The organism is Flavobacterium selenitireducens, from assembly GCF_014748335.1.
In the GTDB taxonomy this organism is placed as follows: Bacteria; Bacteroidota; Bacteroidia; order Flavobacteriales; family Flavobacteriaceae; genus Flavobacterium; species Flavobacterium selenitireducens.
In genome coordinates, this window is sequence record NZ_JAAVIY010000010.1 from 35,275 (window position 1) to 56,786 (window position 21,512).

At 38.0% G+C, this 21,512-nt stretch carries 17 protein-coding genes; 3 read left to right on the top strand and 14 right to left on the bottom strand.

Going from position 1 to position 21,512, the window contains the following annotated elements:
- Positions 1-131: 131 nt before the first annotated feature.
- Together HC229_RS13790 and HC229_RS13795 are read left to right on the top strand one after the other, a co-directional pair.
- Complete coding sequence (locus HC229_RS13790) at positions 132-1,307, top strand: AIR synthase related protein (protein WP_191021081.1); 1,176 nt, start codon at positions 132-134, stop codon at positions 1,305-1,307.
- A gap of 859 nt (positions 1,308-2,166) precedes the next feature.
- Entirely contained in the window at positions 2,167-2,598 is a 432-nt protein-coding gene (locus HC229_RS13795; protein WP_191021082.1) for a hypothetical protein, read from the top strand.
- A gap of 224 nt (positions 2,599-2,822) precedes the next feature.
- Here HC229_RS13795 and HC229_RS13800 read toward each other — a convergent pair whose 3' ends face one another.
- The 9 genes from HC229_RS13800 to HC229_RS13840 all read right to left on the bottom strand — a co-directional run bounded on the left by HC229_RS13800 (position 2,823) and on the right by HC229_RS13840 (position 9,937).
- On the bottom strand, positions 2,823-3,950 hold the full coding sequence (locus tag HC229_RS13800; protein ID WP_191021083.1) for a peptidylprolyl isomerase: 1,128 nt from the start codon (positions 3,948-3,950) through the stop codon (positions 2,823-2,825).
- An 11-nt stretch (positions 3,951-3,961) separates the two neighbouring features.
- Positions 3,962-5,101, bottom strand: coding sequence for a peptidylprolyl isomerase (locus HC229_RS13805; protein WP_191021084.1), 1,140 nt, complete (start codon positions 5,099-5,101; stop codon positions 3,962-3,964).
- On the bottom strand, positions 5,102-5,665 hold the full coding sequence (gene gldI / locus HC229_RS13810; RefSeq protein ID WP_191021085.1) for a gliding motility-associated peptidyl-prolyl isomerase GldI: 564 nt from the start codon (positions 5,663-5,665) through the stop codon (positions 5,102-5,104).
- Positions 5,666-5,669: 4 nt separating this feature from the next.
- The gene (locus HC229_RS13815; protein WP_191021086.1) at positions 5,670-6,674 is read right to left on the bottom strand and encodes a DHH family phosphoesterase; all 1,005 of its coding nucleotides are present in this window, start codon (positions 6,672-6,674) and stop codon (positions 5,670-5,672) included.
- Positions 6,675-7,097: 423 nt separating this feature from the next.
- Complete coding sequence (gene crcB / locus HC229_RS13820; protein WP_191021087.1) at positions 7,098-7,478, bottom strand: fluoride efflux transporter CrcB; 381 nt, start codon at positions 7,476-7,478, stop codon at positions 7,098-7,100.
- The gene (locus tag HC229_RS13825; RefSeq protein WP_191021088.1) at positions 7,478-7,873 is read right to left on the bottom strand and encodes an ExbD/TolR family protein; all 396 of its coding nucleotides are present in this window, start codon (positions 7,871-7,873) and stop codon (positions 7,478-7,480) included. Before HC229_RS13825 ends, crcB begins: the two co-directional genes overlap by 1 nt.
- Positions 7,863-8,585, bottom strand: coding sequence for a MotA/TolQ/ExbB proton channel family protein (locus tag HC229_RS13830; RefSeq protein ID WP_191021089.1), 723 nt, complete (start codon positions 8,583-8,585; stop codon positions 7,863-7,865). Before HC229_RS13830 ends, HC229_RS13825 begins: the two co-directional genes overlap by 11 nt.
- Before the next feature lie 276 nt (positions 8,586-8,861).
- Positions 8,862-9,431: an alpha-ketoglutarate-dependent dioxygenase AlkB family protein gene (locus HC229_RS13835; protein WP_191021090.1), complete on the bottom strand. Its 570-nt coding sequence runs from the start codon at positions 9,429-9,431 to the stop codon at positions 8,862-8,864.
- On the bottom strand, positions 9,428-9,937 hold the full coding sequence (locus tag HC229_RS13840; protein ID WP_191021091.1) for a hypothetical protein: 510 nt from the start codon (positions 9,935-9,937) through the stop codon (positions 9,428-9,430). Before HC229_RS13840 ends, HC229_RS13835 begins: the two co-directional genes overlap by 4 nt.
- 280 nt (positions 9,938-10,217) lie before the next feature.
- Here HC229_RS13840 and HC229_RS13845 point away from each other — a divergent pair, with 280 nt between their 5' ends.
- Positions 10,218-11,696: a phage integrase SAM-like domain-containing protein gene (locus HC229_RS13845; RefSeq protein ID WP_191021092.1), complete on the top strand. Its 1,479-nt coding sequence runs from the start codon at positions 10,218-10,220 to the stop codon at positions 11,694-11,696.
- Between the two features lie 52 nt (positions 11,697-11,748).
- Here HC229_RS13845 and HC229_RS13850 read toward each other — a convergent pair whose 3' ends face one another.
- From HC229_RS13850 to HC229_RS13870, 5 genes are all read right to left on the bottom strand, one after another.
- Positions 11,749-12,564, bottom strand: a complete 816-nt coding sequence (locus HC229_RS13850; protein ID WP_191021093.1) for a hypothetical protein — start codon at positions 12,562-12,564, stop codon at positions 11,749-11,751.
- A gap of 29 nt (positions 12,565-12,593) precedes the next feature.
- Positions 12,594-16,304 (bottom strand): YobI family P-loop NTPase, encoded by a 3,711-nt coding sequence (locus tag HC229_RS13855; protein ID WP_191021094.1) that lies wholly within the window; start codon positions 16,302-16,304, stop codon positions 12,594-12,596.
- A 68-nt stretch (positions 16,305-16,372) separates the two neighbouring features.
- Positions 16,373-17,599 carry a 5'-methylthioadenosine/S-adenosylhomocysteine nucleosidase family protein gene (locus HC229_RS13860; protein WP_191021095.1) on the bottom strand — a complete coding sequence of 409 codons (1,227 nt, stop codon included), beginning with the start codon at positions 17,597-17,599 and terminating at the stop codon, positions 16,373-16,375.
- Positions 17,596-18,042, bottom strand: a complete 447-nt coding sequence (locus HC229_RS13865) for a response regulator (protein ID WP_191021096.1) — start codon at positions 18,040-18,042, stop codon at positions 17,596-17,598. The genes HC229_RS13860 and HC229_RS13865 overlap by 4 nt, the downstream gene beginning before the upstream one ends.
- Complete coding sequence (locus tag HC229_RS13870) at positions 18,035-21,469, bottom strand: tetratricopeptide repeat protein (protein ID WP_191021097.1); 3,435 nt, start codon at positions 21,467-21,469, stop codon at positions 18,035-18,037. Before HC229_RS13870 ends, HC229_RS13865 begins: the two co-directional genes overlap by 8 nt.
- Between the last annotated feature and the right edge of the window lie 43 nt (positions 21,470-21,512).

Below are 21,512 nucleotides of genomic sequence, written 5' to 3' on the forward strand. Positions count from 1 at the left end.
AAGTGACATGATCGGAGAATTCAAAGTTCCGAACCTGATTGAGGACACAAAAGTTCAAACGAACAAATAAACAAAACAACCGATCGACAAATCGACAACCAATACTTATCTTTGCGCGAACAACACAAACCATGACAGATACTTCCAAACGCTACGCCCAGCGCGGTGTTTCCGCCGAAAAAGAGGACGTTCACGCCGCGATAAAAAACATAGACAAAGGGCTCTTCCCGAAGGCTTTCTGCAAAATCGTGCCCGATCATCTGACCGGAGATGGTAATTATTGCCTCGTGATGCACGCCGACGGAGCCGGAACGAAATCGGCTTTGGCCTATATGTATTGGAAGGAAACCGGCGATCTCAGCGTTTGGAAAGGCATTGCCCAGGATGCGTTGATCATGAACATAGACGATCTGCTTTGTGTTGGCGCGACCGACAACATCATGCTTTCGTCAACAATCGGACGCAATAAAAACCTGATTCCTGCCGAGGTTTTGGCGGCCATCATCAACGGGACCGAAGAACTCATCGAAGAACTCAAAACTTTTGGCGTCACGATACATTCCACCGGAGGCGAAACTGCCGATGTGGGCGATCTCGTCCGCACGATCATCGTCGATTCGACGGTCACGGCGAGAATGAAACGGTCTGCAGTGATAGACAATGCCAGGATCCGTCCCGGAGACGTTATCGTTGGGTTGGAATCTTTCGGACAGGCGACTTACGAAAAATCGTATAACGGTGGAATGGGTTCCAACGGACTGACTTCCGCCCGACATGATGTCTTTGCGAAATACCTTGCGGAGCGCTATCCGGAGAGTTTCGACGCCGCTGTTCCATCCGACCTCGTTTATTCGGGCAACGTAAAGTTGACGGACGAAGTCGAAGGTTCGCCCATCGACGCCGGAAAGCTCGTGCTTTCGCCAACCAGGACGTATGCGCCGATCATCAAGAAAATACTTTCGAAATACTATCCAGAAGACATTCACGGCATGGTTCACTGTTCCGGCGGCGCCCAAACCAAAGTGCTGCATTTCGTCGACAACGTTCATGTCGTAAAAGACAATCTGTTTCCGGTTCCGCCTTTGTTCAGGCTCATACAGCAACAATCTAAAACCGACTGGAAGGAAATGTACCAGGTGTTCAATTGCGGCCATCGCATGGAATTGTACATTCCTGAGGCAATCGCCGAGGACATCATCTATATCTCAAAATCGTTTGGCGTCGATGCTAGAATCGTGGGACGCGTCGAGGCTTTCGAAGGTAAAAAGTTGACGATCAGCAGCGAGTTCGGCGAATTTATTTATTGATTTTCTTTGGTTGATGCTGTTTTCGTGCTTTTTAACCATTAGGGGAATTAAGAAGTGTTAAGCGTTTAACTTTTTTAAACCATTAAGGGAATTAAGGAGAGTTAAGCATTGACTTTTTTAAACCATTAAGGGAATTAAGGAGAGTTAAGCATTTACTTTTTCTAAACAATTAAGGGAATTAAGGAGAGTTAAGCGTTGGACTTTTTTAAACCATTAACGAAATTAAGGAGAGTTAAGCGTTTGACTTTTTTAAACCATTAAGGGAATTAAGGAGAGTTAAGCATTTACTTTTTCTAAACAATTAAGGGAATTAGGGAGCGTTATTGTTTATCTATTTTTAAAACAATTAAGGGAATTAAGGCTAGTTAAGCGTTGGTTTTTTTTAAACCATTAAGGGAATTAAGGAGAGTTAAGCGTTTGACTTTTTTAAACCATTAAGGGAATTAAGCATTTACTTTTTCTAAACAATTAAGGGAATTAAGGCTAGTTAAGCGTTGGCTTTTTCAAAACCATTAAAGGAATCAAGTTGAGTTAAGCATTTGACTTTTTCTAAACAATTAAGGGAATTAAGGAGAGTTGAGCATTTGACTTTTTTTTAAACAATTAAGGGAATTAAGGCTAGTTAAGCGTTGACTTTTTCTAAACCATTAAAGGAATCAAGTAGAGTTAAGCATTTGACTTTTTCTAAAACAATTAAGGGAATTAAGGAGAGTTAAGCGTTTGACTTTTTAAATCATTAAGGGATTCAAGCGTAAAGCGTACGCAACACTTAACTAACCTTAACTTCCTCAATTGTTTAATTAAATTTTTTTCTATGGTTTAAACCAAATTTCGTTTCTGATTTTTTATAAAAAATATTATGCAACTTATACCCAAAAAAGGCATCGCCAATTTGCTCTTCGGAATGAAAATCAGCGATGTAGAAAGCGCCATCGGCAAATCCGACCTTCACTTCAAGGACGACGACAACAACGCCATCCACGTTTACAACGCGCTCAAACTGCGCCTGACGTTTTACGAGGACGAGAGTTATCGCTTCGGCTACCTTATTTCGGGAAATCCCGAACTCGAATTAGGCGGACAAAAACTGATAGGGCAAACCGTCGAGAACGTAAAGCCACTGCTGCCCAAAGCGTTCAAAACCTGGGAAACCGAGCGTTTCGATCTTGCCACGAACCACTTCAACGAAGCAAACTGGCTGATCTTGCAGGAAGAATTCGGAACCATCGCTAAAGTCGAAATGGGCGCCGTTTTCAACGACAAAGACGAGGTCGAATGGGCGTTCAGATGATTTGGGCGTTCCGGCGGTTCTGACTTTTTTCCTAAATCGCACTTTCTGGCCACCGCCGTCGGGTCTTCCGCTAAAGTCCTCGTGCCTGCGGGCTATCGCTTCAGCCCCTAACGCGGGTACGGTTTTCGATAGAAGATGCGATTTAATTAAAGATCCGCTTCCAAAACCAACCATAAAAAAAGTCCGGCACATGACCGGACTTGCTATTTCATAAACGACTATGCTTACTGCTTGTCGACCATTTCGATCTCGAACACCAAATCCGTATTGGGTGGAATCGGGCCGCGTCCGCCTTCTCCATATCCAAGTTTAGATGGGATGAACACTACAACTTTGTCGCCCATGTTCATGTTTTCAATGCCTTCGATAAAACCTTGGATCATACCGGTCTTTGTCCCGATCTTGAACGGAAAAGGCTTGTAACCTCCGCCAGCGGCACGGTTGGCGTCGAACTGGCCGTTTTCCTGGGCGACTTGCTCGTAATTGCTGTCGAACAGTTTTCCGTCGGCGAAATAACCAGCGTAATAAATGTAAACCTGGGAATCGGCAGCTGGCTTGACACCCGTTCCCGTTTTGATCACCTTGTACGACAGCCCGCTCGGAAGCGTGGTTGCCGTTGCGCGCAATCCGTCGAGATATTGCTTTTTTGCGGCCGATTGGGCAGCACTTTTTTCGTTTTTAAGCTTTTCTTCGTTGGCTTTGTTGGCAAAGTAGTCACCAAAAATTTTCGAAGCGTTGAATTTTTTGGCCTCTTTCCCTTTTCGGACAATCGTGACTTTGGTAATGATATCGTCCTGGGCGATGTTGTTCACGACGTCCTGTCCGCTGACCACATGTCCAAAAACAGTATGCTTGCCGTTGAGCCAGCTCGTTTCTTTGTGCGTGATGAAAAACTGGCTGCCGTTGGTTGTCGGGCCTGAATTGGCCATTGAGAGAATTCCGGGACCGCTGTGTTTTAAATCCGAGACAATTTCGTCTTTGAACTTATAACCGGGATCGCCCGAACCGTTTCCAAGCGGATCGCCTCCCTGGATCATGAAATCTTTGAGTACGCGGTGGAATTTGAGGCCGTCGTAGAACTTCTTCCCTTTGTATTTTTCGTTCACCTGGGGATTGTCGCCCTCGGCCAAAGACACGAAATTGGCAACCGTTATCGGTGTTTTCTGGTATTCGAGCTGGAGTACGATCTTTCCTTTCGAAGTTTCCATTTCAGCAAAGAGACCTTCATCGTTTTTCGGGGCAACCGACTTCGTTGCAGCAGTCTTCGCCGCCGTCTTGTTCGTCGTTTTTTTGACTTGTGCCTGCATCATCGAGAACGACAGCAGCAACAACAACATCGCTTTACGTTTCATCTTTTTAATTTTTATGGATGATTATTTTTGGGTTGGTTCTGGTCAAGTTTTAACATCTCGATCTCAAAGATCAGGTTCGCGTTCGGAGGAACTACGCCTCCAGCACCCGCGGCTCCGTACGCCATTGCCGAAGGTATGAAAAACACCGCTTTGTCGCCATATGACAATTGCGACATTCCCTCCTTGAATCCCGGAATGAGTTGTCCCTGCGGCCCGTAGACGAAACGCGCCGGTAAATAGCCGCCGCCTTGTTCGCGGTTGCGGTCGTATTTCCCGAACTGTTCCGCAATGGTCATGATATTGGAGTCGAACAACAGCCCGTTTTCAAGAAAACCGGCGTAATTCATGAGCGCCATCGCCCCGTTCTCCGGTTTCTCGCCCGATCCTTTTTTGATTATGGCAACTTCAACGCCCGACGGCAGCTTTTTGGCGGTTTGGCGCAATTTGGCGAACGATGCAAGCTTCTCGTCAATTTGGGCCTTGTATTTTTCGGTATAGGCTTTTTCGAACTCGGCAGCCTGGGCGGCTTGCTTTTTCTGTCCGTCAAGTTCCTGGGAAAAGTAATCGCGGAAGGTCTTGACCGCGTCGAAACGCTTTGCGGCTTCCCCTACGCGAATAATTTTCACCTGCTCGATTTCGTCTTCCATCGCAATGGAGTCGACGATGTCCTGGCCGGTCACGACATATCCAAAAACCGAATGGCGGCCGTCGAGTTGTTGGGTGGGCAAGTGGGTGATGAAAAATTGGCTGCCGTTGGTTCCTGGCCCGGCGTTGGCCATGGAGAGTGTCCCGGCGCGATCGTGCGTCAGGTCCGAAAACTCGTCGCTGAATTTGTAACCAGGGCCTCCGGTACCGTTGCCCAAAGGATCGCCACCCTGTACCATGAAATTGGGCACGACCCTGTGAAATTTCAAGCCGTCGTAAAAGGGTTTGCCTTTGAACTCGTCGGAACAAAATGCATTTTTACCTTCGGCCAGCGTCACGAAATTCGCCACGGTCACAGGTGCTTTCTGGTATTCAAGTTCGCACAGGATTTTGCCTTTATTGGTCGTGATTTCGGCGTAAAGCCCGTCGGCGAGGTCGCTTTTTTCGTCTTTGCAGGAAGTCATCGCGCAGGAAATGGCGAAAAGAACGAGAACAATTTTTTTCATTTATTCGGTAGTAGTTTGGTTTTCAGGTTTGATGTCGGTCAGGGTGACGGTTGCAATCAGCGGCTGGTTGTGGCCGATGCGTCTGTTGTCGCCGTGATAGCCGTATCCCATATGGGACGGGAACAGGAAGCGCACGGTTTCATTCTTGCGCATCAGTTTGATGCCGTGCCTCAATCCCATGATGATTTTTTGTTCCTTGTCTACATGGTATTCCTGGGGACGCAATTCGAGAGCGCTGTAAATCACGTTGCCGTCCAGATCGCTGAGTTCGTAAGTGTAAAACGCGACGTCCCCTTTTTTGGGACGGATCGTGTCGGTAGTATTTTGCTTGATGTACGTATACCAATATCCCTTTTTGGATCCCGTGTATTTGCGGTTTGGCTCGCTTTTGATGATGGAGTCGATTTTGTCTTCTTCCCCGGCGATCAATTTTTTGTTGCGCTCCGCCGATTCTTTCATGAACGTGCCCGAAGACTGGGAAATCGGGCGACGAGGCTGTTGTTGGCTGCAGCAAACGGCGAATACCGAGAGCATTAAAAGCAGCGCTATTTTGGTCTTTTTCATAGTGTCAGATTGAGATTTGGGAAACCAGTCCTTCGAATTTGTGGACTGTTTCTTCGAGGGAACTGAACGATTTTCCTCCGGCCGCGTTGATATGCCCGCCTCCGTTGAAATGGTTGCGCGCAAATTGGTTCACGTCGAAGGTTCCTTTTGACCGGAACGAAATCTTGACGATGTTCTCATCTTTGTGCTCGATGAAGATCGCGGTAAATTCGATTCCCTTGAGGCTCAGACCGTAGTTGACAATGCCTTCCGTGTCGCCTTTCACGTATTGGAAGTCTTCGAGTTCCTGAGCGGTCAACGAGGTATAACTCGTTTTTTTAGCTGGAATGATCTTCAGCTTCGAAAGCGCGCGACCCAACAATTGCAGGCTGTTATACGTGCTGCTGTCGTAAACCGAGTTGTGTATGTAGCCGTTTTCGACACCCAGGTCGATAAGGTCGGCCACAATGCGATGCGTTTTGCTCGTCGTAGACGGAAAGCGGAACGATCCCGAATCGGTCATGATGCCGCAGTAAATGCAGGTCGCGATCGTTTTGTCGAGCAGGTCTTTTTTGCCAAGGCCCGAAATGAAATCGAACACCATCTCGCAAGTGGAGCCGTAAGCCGTGTTTGAAAACGTGTACGTGGCGTAAGCGTCTGGCTTTTGGTGATGGTCGATCATGATGAACAACGCCTTGAGACGTGCCAGGGTGTGTTCCATTTCACCGGTGCGGTGCAAGGCGTTGAAGTCGAGCGTAAAAACGATGTCGGCTTCTTCGAGGATTTTGGCGACGCCCTCTTTGTCTTTTTCAAAAATCCGGACGGTTTCGGAGGCCGGCAGCCAGGCCAGGAAATCAGGGAATTCGTTCGGGGCGATCACCGTAGGGTTTTGCCCCAATTTTTTCAAAAAGTGGTAAAGCGCTAAGGTCGAGCCCATGGCGTCACCGTCTGGGCTGCGATGCGGGATGATGGCAATGCTTTTCGGGGAAGCCAGCAAGGCGTTGATTTCTTGAAAATCACGTTCGTTCATAGGTTGCGAATTTACATTTTTTTTGAAATTTGGAGGATGTTTTGGGAATTCATTGTGAGTGCGATTTTAGAACGTTGACATGCTGACAACACAGATTTGCTTAGGGTTACGCTTTGTAGGTTCAGGAACCGCAGTTCCCTGATTCGGCTCACTTCGATTCAGGCATTCACGTCTTGCAACGCGACCACGCGAAAGTTTTGGTGTAGTTTGCAGATTGGCGAATCAGCGGTTCATTTTCGACGGTTGTAACGGAATATGATCCTGCTGTGGACCGTCGGCCTAGCCCCGATAGCAGCGGTTAGCCCGCAGGGACGAAAGCTATATTTTTGGGGCGGGGCGCGGCGACCGCAGGAAGCCGCGCCCCGCCCTAATAAAATAAGCTTTTTGGACCGAGGACTAAGAGCGTATAGCGGGATCGGCTCCTTACAGTTTTACGCCCGAAACGCAAAGCCCGAGCCAAACCGCGCCCAAACCAACGACTACGCTGGAGGCGATATAGGCGAAGGCCAATGCGCCGTTGCCATTTTGGAATAATGTGATGTTTTCGTGCCCGAATGTGGAAAAAGTGGTGTATCCGCCGCAGAAACCAGTGACGAGCAGCCATTTGTAACCCGAGTCGAAGAGGCCGTTTTTTTGAAGTTGCCCGACGAAAAACCCGATCAGGAAACAACCGATTATATTCGTCACCAAAGTTGCCCAGGGAAATACCGTCGGGAAATATTTGCTGACGAAAATCGACGTGAGATATCGCAACACGCTCCCGATGGCGCCACCTAAAGCGACGAGAAGCAGGTTTCGTATCATTAATTCTTGGCTGTCGCGATCACGAAATTGAGTTTGAGCCGCACTCCGATTTGCATCAGGTCGACCAAATCCTGGACCATGAGGTCGGCAGGAATCCTGATCACGACGTTTTTGTCGCCTGTGGTTTGCGTGCGCGCGGCCAGTTCCATTTCGAGTTGATCGAACGGTATGTTGTCTTTATTGAGAAAGTATTGTTTTTCCGGTGTTACCGACAACGTCAGGTGATCCTTTTTCGTGGTTTCGGTCGATTCCGCTTTCGGGAGCGTCAACTTGATCACGTTAGGGTTGGCCAGCGTCGAGATGATGAGGAAAAACAGGAACAAAAAGAACATGATGTCGCTCATCGAAGCCGAGAACAACTCGGGATGGAAGCGCCTTTTTCGTTTAATTGCCATCTGGAGACTGGATTACGTTGATGATTTCTAAGGTTTGGGCTTCGGCTTTGACCGTGAAACCGTCGATGACCATGTTGTATAGGTGATAGCCCGAATAGGCGATGACGCCCACGACAAGGCCGGCTCCCGAGGAGATCATCTTTTCGTAGAGACCGCCTGATATGGTTTGTATGTTCAGGTTTCCTGTCGTCGAAATCGAGTGGAAGATCTTAATGACTCCGGCGATCGTTCCGATGAATCCCAGAATTGGCGCCACACCGGAGATCAATCCCAGATAGCCGAGGCCTTTTTCCATTTTGGCGATTTCAATGTTTGCCGTTTTCTCCATTGCAGATTCGATTTCCGAGATCGGACGGCCAATGGTCTGGATTCCCGATTTCAGGATCGCAGCTGTGGAATTCCCGTCGCGGCTGCACAACATCAACGCGTTGTCGATGCGACCGGCGCGAAGCTGGGCTTTGACTTCGCTCATGAGGTTCGGGTCTTGCTTGCCGAGTTTCTTGATGGTCATGGCGCGTTCGACGATGACGTAGATGCAAAAGAAAAGCAAGACGATAAGCGGGTAGATCATCGCTCCGCCTTTGAGCACGAAGTCGAGATAGGAGACGTTTTCAGTTACGGCTACAGTGGCGGCGCCGGCGGCATTTTGCGCATTAGCGATGGTGTCTTGGACCGGTTGCGGATCTTGGAGCAGTAAAGTGAGGAATTGCATAGAGAAAATTCGGTTTTAATTTGTCTTGAACAAAAATGCACATTTTTTAAACGGGCAAAATCGCGCTTTAGTGTTTTTTATTAACGTATTGCTGTTGGTAAGGTAACGGGGAAAGTCGGGGCGTAGTATAAGTTTCGGACAGGTGGGTTGGTTTTTGCGATGTTTTTCGACCGGTTCGGCTTGAGACCTAACAGGATTTGGGATACCTGTTAGGTCTGCCGAAGTTCGGGTTTTTACACGACGTGAGACGCTATATTTTCTGCCAAAAAAGTTAAATCACGCCATTTTGCGAAATGTCAGGTTGATCCTTGCTTCGGTAATTTTTGAAGACTTGGGAACGGCATGCAGCCAACTTTCCTGGGTTTCGCCTTTCATGACCAACAAACTTCCGTTTTGGAGTTCCAGCGAGACGGATTCTTTCGACGCTTTGTGTTTCAGCGCGAACTTTCGGGTGGCTCCGAGGCTGACCGATGCGATGGCGGAATGGCGTACGATTTCCTTCTCGTCGTCGCTGTGCCAGCCCATGCCTTCCGATCCGTCGTGGTACAAATTCAGCAAACAGGAGTTATAGGTTTCGGACGATATTTTTTCTACGATGGCCTTGAGTTGCAGTAATTCTGTAGTCCACGGCAAAGCGGTCCGCATAATTTTGGAATACGTATAATCGAAAGGTTTGTCGCCATACCAGGCGGTTTTGCGTTTGGTGATGATGCGTTTCCCGAACATCGAAACTTCGTCGTTTTTCCAATCGATGGTTCGCAGGAGGGCAGCGAAATACGCGTCGGGATCCGGGATTGCCGATGCGAAATAGTGCACGACGCCATCTTTCGGAAGCAGGTTCGTCATTTTTTGAACGTTGATTTCCGGACGGCATCCGCTAATTTCTTGCCTTCGGTTGCATCGGCATACGTCAAATTGATACTGACCGCTTTTTTTCCGAAAACCCTGGCGTATGTGACGGTATAGATCGAAAATGTGGCATCGAGCGTGACCTTTGAGGTAAAGACTGCGAATTTTTTCCCGTCGATGGTTTCCTCAGTCTCCGTCGTGATTCCCGATCCCGGAAGCTGCTCGTTCACGGCATCGGTCACGTCTTTTTTGGCCGAACGCAACGCATCTACGTATTTGCCGTCTTTCGATTCATCGAATTCTTCCCAATACGCCTGTATATTGTGCGACTGGTCTTTTTCGTAGGCCAACAGCATGTCTTCTTGATCGGTTTTCATTTTTTTATAGTCAGGAGGGATCGAAACCGTCCATCCGAATTCCTTAAAAATGAGCGTCAACGGCTTTTCCTGGGCGAATCCGGCACTGAAGATTGAGGCGAAGAGAAGGGCGAAAAGTGTTTTCATAGTGCAATGATAACGGATAATCGAACGATTTCGCCTGCAATTTCCATCTGTTAAGAAAAATTTATGCGAGGAGTTTCCCAATCTAAATTGTTGAAGTATTTTTGCGCATGCAACACATAAATAAAATTTATTCTGCTTGTGTGTTTTTAAATCCACTCAAAAACAATGATTTAAATAATTTGCGCATTCGACTTAAGATGTTAAAGTGGGTAAATATTTTACCCACTTTGTGCCCACCGTCATTTTTACTTTCTTATTTTTACGTCCAAGATCAGATATTATGGATGTAAAAGCGTCAGTTATATTCAGCGAGAAGAGAAAAGGAGACGAAAAAGGTTATTTGCATGTTCTATACAGGAGAGGAGCAGAGCGTACCAAAGTAAGTCTGGAATTTACATTGACTAGGGAACAATTTGAAGATCTCTATGATAAACGATTTCAAAGATTCATTCCGACCAAGAAAATCGATTACAAATCGATTAATGAGAGGATCGAGGTAAATCTAAAGCGTAACCCATTCGACAACAAAAAAACGTCTTACACCTTCTTATCTTACTTTGAATATAAGAAAAGTATGCTATCCAATCACAGCACGATCAATATTCACAACACTTGTTTGGCAAATCTCAAAATTTATTTATCATCGATTGGTAGGAAAGATATTAGGTTTGAAGATTTTGATAATGACTTCATTTTAAGAATGAGATCGTATTTCAAGCAAAAAGGATTGCAAGACTCTTCCTTAAGATTATATCTTAATACTTATTCAGCTATTTTTAATAGTGCTGCAAAGGACAATATTTATACTCAAGTCAATCCGTTTTATGGACACAAAATAAAGGTTATCGGTAAACCGAAAAAAATACTGACAGAGCAAGACATTAAAGCTTTACAAGCAATAAAACCAACTGATGGATATTTTATTGAAAGTAGAATGTTCTTATTTTCTTTTTTAGGGAATGGTCTCAGATGTTCGGATATGATGCTTTTGAAGAATAGCAATTTCACAAACAGAAACGCTATCGAATATATCCAAATGAAAACCGGAACTTCAATGAAGTTAAATTATAATACTCAGTTGGTGAAAGTGATCTTGGATGTTATTGGGATGGGAGATTTAATCGAAAAGCTAAAGCAAAGTTATGAGGGCTATTTCGACAATCTTACTTACAACGAATGTATTAGAAAAATTTACGCTCATATTGGAGCAGAAGGTTATTTAGACAAATTAGAATCAGATACTTTACTTAGTCCTGATTCACCGTATGAGAAATACAAAGGTTTCGTTATTAAAAAGTCAGATGAAGAGATAAAAAATCTAATCGGATATTCTTATTCATTACTTAGAGAAATTAGCGTAACTGCGAGAATGAAAATAGTTGAATACTTTAAAAAGCAAAATCCTGATGAATTGTTATTTAAGGATTTTATAAAGTCTAACATTTTCAACGGATACGATAAAAAGCAACCATTTACAAAAGAGCAGTTCGATCTTTATAAAAGTAAGTTTACGTCTTACAACGCTAAAATTAAAAGAATGTCAAAAAAGTATGATTTGACATTACCGAATCCAACAACACACTCCGCACGATTTACGTTTACCAATATACTTTTAACAATGGATAGTATAAACCTAAACGATATAAGAATCGCTCTCAGTCATACAAATCTAGCAACAACTCAAAAGTATTTGCAGACGGGATTTGACTTTAAAAAATCGGATGCACTTAATGAACGATTGAATAGTATTTTTGAATAAGAGTTTTTTAAGTGGGGATGTGTGCAAAAATTTTATTATGCTACATCGTTGTTTAACTATCGTTATTATCAATCGATTTATTGATTGCATCTAATACTGGTTTAGATTTTACTAAATAAAAATCATATATCTCTTTCATTTGCGAGGTAGTATTCTTTTCGTAATGTTTACTCAATAGAAAAGAGAAAAAGTAATTTAATTTTGAATAGTAAACAAATGCAAGAAGTTCTTCTAATTCCTCTTTAAAATCTTTCTTCAAATCAGAATTATATACAGCTTTCCAAACTTTGTAATAACTAGAAATTGCGGAATTGATTTGTAGTAATACACCAAAAGAAGAATCATCGATTTTTACAGTTTCCTTTGTACCATTTTTTTCGTGTTCTTCTTTAATTCTAAAGAACTCAATCAAGAATAAATTGATAGCTTGCCCTCCAATAAAGTTATATTTCTTATCAGTTCGTTTTGCTAGTAATTCAATTTTTGAAATTAAAGTATTACCATGAAATGAAACATTGAAATTGTTAATTTCATCTGCTATTAGTAGAATGCGAGACTTATAATTATTGAAAACAAAATCTATATGTTCGTCTTTCTTGTTCTTTTTAAATTGTTTTTTTAAAATATCATTTGCTTTCTTCTGCATATAGAATGCTAAGAAAGTAAGTATTGCAGAAGCAATACCGATTATTGGACTAAGAACACCACCGAAAGCATCACCGACAACACCGTAGGTTGGCGATATTTTATCTGAAAAAGCTATTTGAAGAAAGAGTATAACAAAACCAAATATTGCAAACCCAATAAACCAAAAGCTATACCAGGTTGCATTATTTAATCTATCATTGCTGAACTCCTTTTTTAACATATTTAATTTTCTATTTGCTTTGTTCTCAATTATTTTCGTTTGTGATTTACTCTAAAGTCAGAATCTTTTTCCGAAAAAGAAGAAATATATCTTTTATTCGCTAAAACACTTAATAGTTCCCAATTGTCATGGTCTTTTGGAATTCTTGCTTTTGAACTTGTATCAGTAATCCACGCATAATTTCCTCCTAAATTTGTCAAGAAAGATTCAATGAAAGATAGGTCATATTTGCTTGAATTTTTAACAAATAACCTTATTCGCTCTTTTACTGGAACTTGGTTGTTTACAAGAATAGAGTTTAAAACATTATCACTAACGACAAAGGAACTATCTGATATAAGAATAGAACTCAATAGTTTTATATTGCTATTCGTGATAATTGCTTCTTCAGAACAATTATCCAATATTTTCAATTTGTCAGAATTGTTTAAGATGGAAGACTTTAAGATCAATTCCAAATCATCGCTGTCAAATGTAAGCTGATCTAAGATTTTAAAATAATCGTTCTTTCTTTTTTCGAGTAGATAGATATTTAATCCATCAGATTTTTCTTTTAATGAATTAAAACTCTCAACAGTAGGATTAACACAATTACTATTAATAAGTGACTTAATTTTGTTGTCGGATATTTCTTCAAAGCTTAAATCACTATACCACCAAGGACTGGATTTAGTAATTAAATCGTACGATTGATCTTCTATCTCGTCCTTTTGAAGTAGCTTTTTCCAAAATTTGCCATAAACATTTGTAGAATTTACCTCTTTAGGAATTTTAACCTTGGACAATTCTTCTGCATTTTGAATTAGATTGATGAATTCAATACTCGATTCTGATATTTCTGATTCAGTTTTTTCTTCGTCTCCTTCTTCAATAATTTGGTTATTATAATCGAAAAGTAAATTTTCCCAAGAAGGAAGTAATTTATTGTTTTCAAGTAATATAGGATACAATCCAGAATCCTCAATGGTTGAGAGCTTTGCAATCTTAGTTTCTATTTGTGAAATAACAGATTTTTTGTTATCAATTTCTATATTTTCATTGTTGAGTAGAGCGATAAGATACTCCTCTTTCTCATTTACATTGGTAGATATTTTTAAGTACACGTTTTCAATATAATCATCAATATTTGCTTCAACATATTGAATTAATTGATCTGCTTTTGATGTCCTAATTGCAAAGTAGTTTGAGTTATCAAATTCTACTTGGTTAAATTCTCCGAACTTTTTAATTACGGAAGCAACTATTTCAATATTTAACTGATAATAGTTACCCTTGTATATGAAAGACAGCATTTCATCAGAAGAATTTTCAAAATCAATTTTGCTAAAGCTTATTTTTAATTCTTCAATAACTTTTTTAAGCTGATCATGATTCTCAGTAATATTTAAAAATAATGGATCGGAGAGAATAAGCTTTGTTAAAGAAGATTGTTTTGAAATCTCAATTATAGCTTTTACATCCCCATACTCAATTATCCTTTTTAGAATAGTATTTTTTAAATCTTCCGAGAAATCAGGATTAGATTCTATGAATCCCCATATATTGCTCCACTTGTTGCAGAGCATCTTTGTAAATTCATCTAATTTTTGTGATGTTTCAAAATATCCTTTAATGAACTCGATGGAGATTTTTGATTCGTCTTTCAGTTTGTTAAAAATTGATTCTAATTGAGAATTATATTTATTGGAATGATAAAGTAAGTAATCTAAAATGTCATAATTCAATATATACTCTGTCTGAAAATCAAGCGGGTTAATTTTTAAAAGTAATTTTTCGATTTTAGACAACTTATAATCAAACGGTTGTTTTATCGAGTTCTTAATGCTGATATGAAATTGATAGTCAGAACGCGTTAAGCTTTCTTCATGGAATAGCGATATATAGTCTATATAATCTTCTGCGATATAGCCATTTCGTAATAGAATGGTTATAAGATTTTTGTTGAGGTTGTCGCTTAATTCTATATCAGAGAATTGATCAGATCTCAGCAAATCGGCTATTTTAGAGATTCTAGTTTTTTGTTTTTGCTTTTCTAATTCCTGAATTTTATTTTTTAACGAAGCAATCTTGCCATTTTTAATATCCGTAATCTCTTTTTCCTTCTCTAAATATGATTTATTTTGGTCAATGAGCTTTTCAATTGTACTAAATTTTGTGGTGGAATTTAGATTTCGAGTATCAGTTCTTCCATAGTATTCGTTGAACCTAATTTGTTCATATAGAAAATTATTTGTTTTTAAATATTCAAAATTTGCTGTTTCGACAACTTCATCTATTGATAATATATTGTTATTAATAACAAATGATTTGAAACCTGGTAAAGTTTCAATTATTCTAACTACATATAGTAATCTTAAATCTTGTATATTACTTATGAATAAACTCTCATATTCTTTAATTTGATCTTTATATTGCTCTATTTCACTCTCTATTTCACTAACTGAATTTTTTATAAAAATCGCTTTTGAATTAAAAATGGTATAGAGATCACCTTCATTATAACTCAGCTTCATAAAATCATTAGGGTATATGTTTTTATAAGTGATTATGGCGAATAACTTATCTTGATTTAGAGTTTCATTTAGCTTATTACTATATAAATAAAATTCGTTAGAGATATTATGAAGCAAACGCATATCATCTATGAAAAAGGATATATCTTCAATTAAATTATCACTCAGGTTATATTGAAACTTGTTTTTCTTTTTAAGTAGTATTTCACTTGAATTAGATGAATTTATAACCGGAATTACAGGTATAATAAAATCAAAGAACTTAGTTCGCTCTTTATCGGTAAACATATCGTCACGAACAGCATACACAAAAACAATCTCTTTACGTTTTGTTTTTTCCGAATTATTGAGAAGTAAGTTAACCTCTCTAAGTTTAGTAAAGATTTCAGTTTCTCGAAATCTGTCTAAGTCTTCAATTATGACAACGTTATAAGGTCTTATGGAAAAGAAATAAAGAATTTCATCGATATGATGATTTAAAACCGACTTATTTAAATTTTCACCAACACCGATTTCAGCATTTTGTATTTTGAGTTTATTAATTGTAACAGCACTAATAATTCTAACTGATTTTAATATTATAAAGAATGTACCTAATGCTACTATGAAAATTCCGCTATAGTGGATAATATCGCATACTTTATTACTGATTGCAATATCTTTAAAGATACTTTGAATGAAATATGGATAGAAATAATTACAGATCGCTAACAAAAACAATAAGTATCCTATAGAAATGAAAATTAGCTTTTTTACACTATAACTTTTTATTTTCTTGAACCTTGAATCAGGAATTTTGTTGTCTTCTTCATGGTAAAAAATCTGTTCTAATATACTTGTTTCGATAAGTCTTAATAGCTCGGTTTTGTCAACTTTAATCTCTTTACCTTTTTCGTCGAACTCAGGTTTTTCTTCTTTAAAAGTTGCCAAAGAAATATTTAGAAATTTTAAATCATTTCCCTTATAATTTTTTTGGAATGTTTTCAGGATACTACTTTTTCCAGATCCGTATGAACCCGTTAAGGCAATATTCTTAATGTCTTCTTTCTTTCTATTTTTTAGTGACCATAATAAAGCTTTTGAGTAATGTCCATTCTCATCACCATTGTCGATAGGGGATAGGGAGGAGTAAGCTAAATCATCAATACTTTTAATAGAGTACTTAAAATATATTGACTCTAACCATTTGATAATTTTTTCTAACAGTTGAAGTATCTTTTTTCTCATACTCTGTGTCTTAAACATTTCAAGTGATTAGCTAAGTATCCAAGTAAATTCACTTCTAATGAGCTTTCCTAAAGCATATTTTTTATAAAGCTTAGTAAAAAATTAGCGCTTGTGTACGAAGCATATTGTTGATAATCATCTCCCTTATGTTTGTCTCCGAAGTCGCAAACCGATTTTACTACAAGAGGTTTAGTTTTATTGAAAAAATGACACGCGAGATATACACCGTACCCTTCCATATCAATTGCTGAAAGCTTGCGATTTTGGGCAATTATGCTTTGTACCAATCCCTCACTAGAAACGACATATGATCCAGAGGTAGTGGGAGCAATTTTAGCTTGTAACACAGTTGAAGGTTTGCTACCACGATATTTACTTTGAATTTTTACGATTTCATCATTCTCACGGATAAAATTACTTAACTTAGAAATTAAAGTTTGATCTGTTGGAATTTGATGAGGTTCGGGTTTTAGTACAACATCACCAGCATCCGTTTCCACCATTTTCCCTGAACCAAAATCTGTGATGTTTTCTGAAACTATTATGTCCCCATAGTTTATGTCTCTGTCCTTCACACCAGCGCAGATTCCAGTCATCGCAATATATTTTGGGCAAAACTTTTCTATGATTTTCGTTGTTACGGACGCAGACGCTTGCATACCCATTCTTGTAATGGAACAAGCTATTATTTTATGTTTATTACCATTTAGAGTGTTTATTTCACTCGAGTAATATACCAATGGATCTCCTTCAAACGATATTTTTTTCCACGGTAAATCTAACTGAAGTATTTCTGAAAATTCTGGTGTCTCAAGTGCGCAGATTATTCCTATATCGTAATAGTTTTTTGATTCGATTGCTTCTTTAAACCTTTGTTTCAGGGAAGTGATATAACAGACTTTACTCTTGAGCTTATCTTTCCAAGAGTTTTGCGTAAAGCTAAAATTTATTAGATGCCATAATTTGTCATCGAAAGTTTCTTGATGAGCATTTATTAAATCGTCAAACTGAGAAAAGCCAATTATATGAGCAGGTATATGAATTGAACTATTATAGTATATTTCATCAAGAAACTTTACACTCTCTTCTGCATTAGGTTCCGTTTCGTGATCTCGGGGCATAACTAAGTCGAGTAGTAGTAAATCAAAATCTCTGTCATATAAAATTTTCCTTCCGTCTTTTATGTTCTTCTCCTTAAAAATATTTGTTTGAGGAATATTACATTCTTCAAGTAAGTATTTCTCGATGAGTGAAATTTTCTCATCTGAATCATCCAATATTAGTATATCAATCATAGCTTTAACATCAATTCTTTAAGTTTAATCGACCATTCTTTATTTGAATGCGAAAAGAAAATATATCCACAATAATTTTCGCCAAAGTCATTAGAGAGTTCTTGATCCAGTTCTTTTATTCTGGTACCATCTACATAATTTTCATACATAGTAACTACGATTACTTTAGTTGGAATGTTTCTTAGATATATCTGCTTTAAAATGTTTTTTCCTGCTAATGGTTCTGGTTCACCTCCAGATTCATCGTCTGAAATATCGTAAGTCTGCATACTCATATCTAACAAAATCAAATCATATTTATCAAAGTTTAATACGATTTCTTTGGAAGCAGAATTGTATGAAGTTCGTTCCTCAATTATAATGTTAGGAAAATCTCCTTCTAAAAACGTTTTAAGTTTTTCAAGTTTTTTTTGATTATCCTCTACAATTAGTATCTTATTCATCTTGGAGGAGATTTTGAACTTCAACGCTAACTATAACTTCAAAAACATTTTCATGGTCAGGGGACTTTACTTGAATCATGTTACTCTCATTATCCAAATCATATTTTACAATTTTAATAGCTTTTGATATGCCTGATTTGCCCTCGGATATAAGTTTGGCAGTATCTACAACCGCTTGCCCATTTTTTGTTTTAAACGGTAAATCAGTTATTGGAAACTCTATAGCATTTATGAATTTGAATTTTAAATATTTGTCTTCTTCATATGAACTAAATTCAAAATTTTTAATATCATCAATAGAATAGCCATACTTAAACATATTGTCCAACAATATTCTAAATAGGTCTGTAAAGTGAATATAATAACATGATTTTATTGTTGGATTGGAGTCGTAGTTTACTTTACATCCAACATTCATTTTAGGGTAGCATTTTTGAGTATTGTTCCAAACAATATCAAAGATTTTCTGGATATTGAAATCGTCAATTGTCGATCCTGATCTTCTAAACCATGAACTAATTTTTTTAATCTTATTTTCTATTACTGTTGAACTATCTGCAAGATTTGTAAAAATTTTGGGTAAATCTTCATTACTCAATATTGACCTCAATCTTAAGTCTAAAGCGTTAAGTTCTTCCGCAAATTTATTTTTTATGTCATTATCAATATACTCCCTAATTACCGCCAAATTTGCATCCGTTCGTTGCCATATTAGGTCAATTACGTTTTGACAGAATTGCCGAGAATCAACATCAATTGAAAGTTCAGCTATATAAGCTGAAAGTTCTAACTTGTCGAATTCATAATTAAAAAGTCCATTCTCATTCTTTCCATCTTTCTTTATCTGAATTTTAGTTTTTATAATATCTTCAATCAAAGTGTCAATTTTGAAAGAGAAATTTGTAAGTACAGAATGCAGATCGGACTTCTTTTTATCATTTAAATTAAAATACTGTGAGTTCCAAGATGAATTTTCTTCATATTTGTCTGTTTCTCCAATGCGATTAAGGATTAAGTTTTGCTTTTCAAGTTCTGGACGTAATTCTCCTAGTAAAACCCCATGACGAATCCTGGTACTCAGATAAGCAACAATACCAAAATTGCTGAATAAATACTTGTCTAATATAGAATCAAACAATTCTGAGAAAACGTCGACTAATGCACTTTCAGAATATTTTACCTCTGAGGTGTCGTAGTCTTCCATTCCATTAAACTTCACAAGAGCAAAACTATTTTCACTAATGAGAAGTATTTTTTTGTCTTGTAACGAAAGATTATAAATGGTTTTGTAACGGTTGTAAAGACCGTCAATATCCTTGAGTTCTCTAGTAATAATCGCTTGGTCATTTGCATAAATTTTGCTTTCCTCTAATTTCAAAGTTCCCTCGTAAACGATTAGTTCGTTTGAAATTAGATTTAATTCTTCCTGATATTTCTTTTCGTTTTCACTAAATATTTCTTTTAGATAATTTATAATTTTTAAACGTTCGTTTAATCTGTCAATCGTGTTATTTAGATATATCGAATGCTTTAATACCTCTGAACTGCAAACGTCAAAATAAAAATATTCGATTTTTTTTCTGTCTGAATCAATTTCATGTTCGAAAAGATTGGACGGAAGTGTCTTATCATAAATTTTACAAAATTGTTCTATTATAAAACTTTTCTCTAAGTCATCCTGAGAGCAAAGACTTATAAATATTGGAAGATCAATTGTTCGTCGTACGTCTGTATATCTTTTTCTTCTTAAAATGTCAATTAATTTTTTTGAATCTATTTTTACAATAGAATTTTCATTTTCTTTAAAATTATTGACATATAATTTTATCGCAGAGTTGTAATTTTCAAGATTTACTAGTGATTCGAAGAGATACTTCAATGCTGTTTGAAGAATTGGAATGTTGTCTTCAGTTTGTTTAATTACGTCTTCCCATAGCATTGTGCTCTTTTCGTAATTTCCCTGTTTAAAGTAAATTTTTGCTTTATTGATAAATGAAAATTCAGGACTTAAGTTCTTATTAGTAGTTATATTCTCAGTCAAATAATCTTGCCAGTAACTTATCGATATCGAATTATTATATATTTGTAATCCACTATTTAAGTAGTTTTGTCCCGCTTGTTTATCCTTAAAGTATTTAGAGAAGTAGGGATCAAATTTATTTAGAGATAATAACTTGAGCGAAATGTCCGCATCTAAACCTTGTTCCTTCTTTAGAAAATAATTTAGACTCGGACCTATGTCAAAACTTAGTGTGTTTTTATTGATCTGGTAAAGATTATAGATAACTTCACTTCTATTTTCACCTTTATTCATCAATTGAAAAATCTTAGTGGTGATTTGATTTAACAAAGAAGGAATATCAGTAATAGGAGTAATTGCCATCTTTAAGTTTATATGGCAACGTACGTAAAGAATAAGTAAATCAAAATTCGATGGATCTATCTTAATAAAAAGTCTTATTTCTTCAATAGCTTCATCATAAAGACCAGTATAGTAAAGATCAATTATCTGTAGATATTTATTATCAAAATAATTTTGACGATCCGACAATTTTGGTATTTCGTTAGTGCATAGGATTGGAATTAGATTACGGTCACTCGTTTTTTTGAATAAATATTTCGATTTTAAAAATGCGAAATTGAAATTCTCTTTTTTTAAAGACAATATTTTCAAGATGTCTCTCGCAAATAAATACCTGTCTATTAGTGAATTGCAATTTTCAAACACTAAAAGCATGGAAAAGTCACTTATCTGATAATTTTCAAAATAGTTTAATCTAAAAAGATAGTATTGCCTTATTTCCCGCTCATCCTCTTTTTTATTTCTACTGAATAGACTTTTGATATCGTAGTCATATTTGTAAGCGGATAAATTTCTTTCGGTTCTAAAGGATAGAAAATGCGCAAGTGTACTGACGAAAAAATTTTTATTTACCTCATTTATTTTTGATAAAAATTCCTTTTGCTCTTCTGACTTGTCTTGGTATTCTAGCAAAAGAAACTTAGCTTCAATGTACCAAATAGAATAGCCAAATTCGCCCAAAATATTTTCTAAAGTCTTTTCAGCACTCTCATAATCGCCAAGTAGAAAAAACTTCTCAAATTCAATTTTAAAAATTAAGAAAAGACTTATCTGCTTTGAAAATTTTCTAATAGATAAAAAAGTCCATTTGAATTCATTTTCGAGACTTATAGGTTTAAACAACATTTCACCTTTACCAAGTACATCTAACGTTTTGGGAAACGCATTTCCGTAAATTGAAAAATTTGTGGGACTAATAAACTTCGATAACGAATCTGTCACATCGGACAGATTGTCAAAATCTAAAAGGTTTTTAAGTGTGTTTAAACTACTAGGACGTTTTCGTGAAGACATAACACGACCTAGCGAACTATGATATATGTTCTGTTTTGTTTTTTTATCCATGAAATGAAAATAGATCGTAAAAATATCAAAAAATTGTTATTTT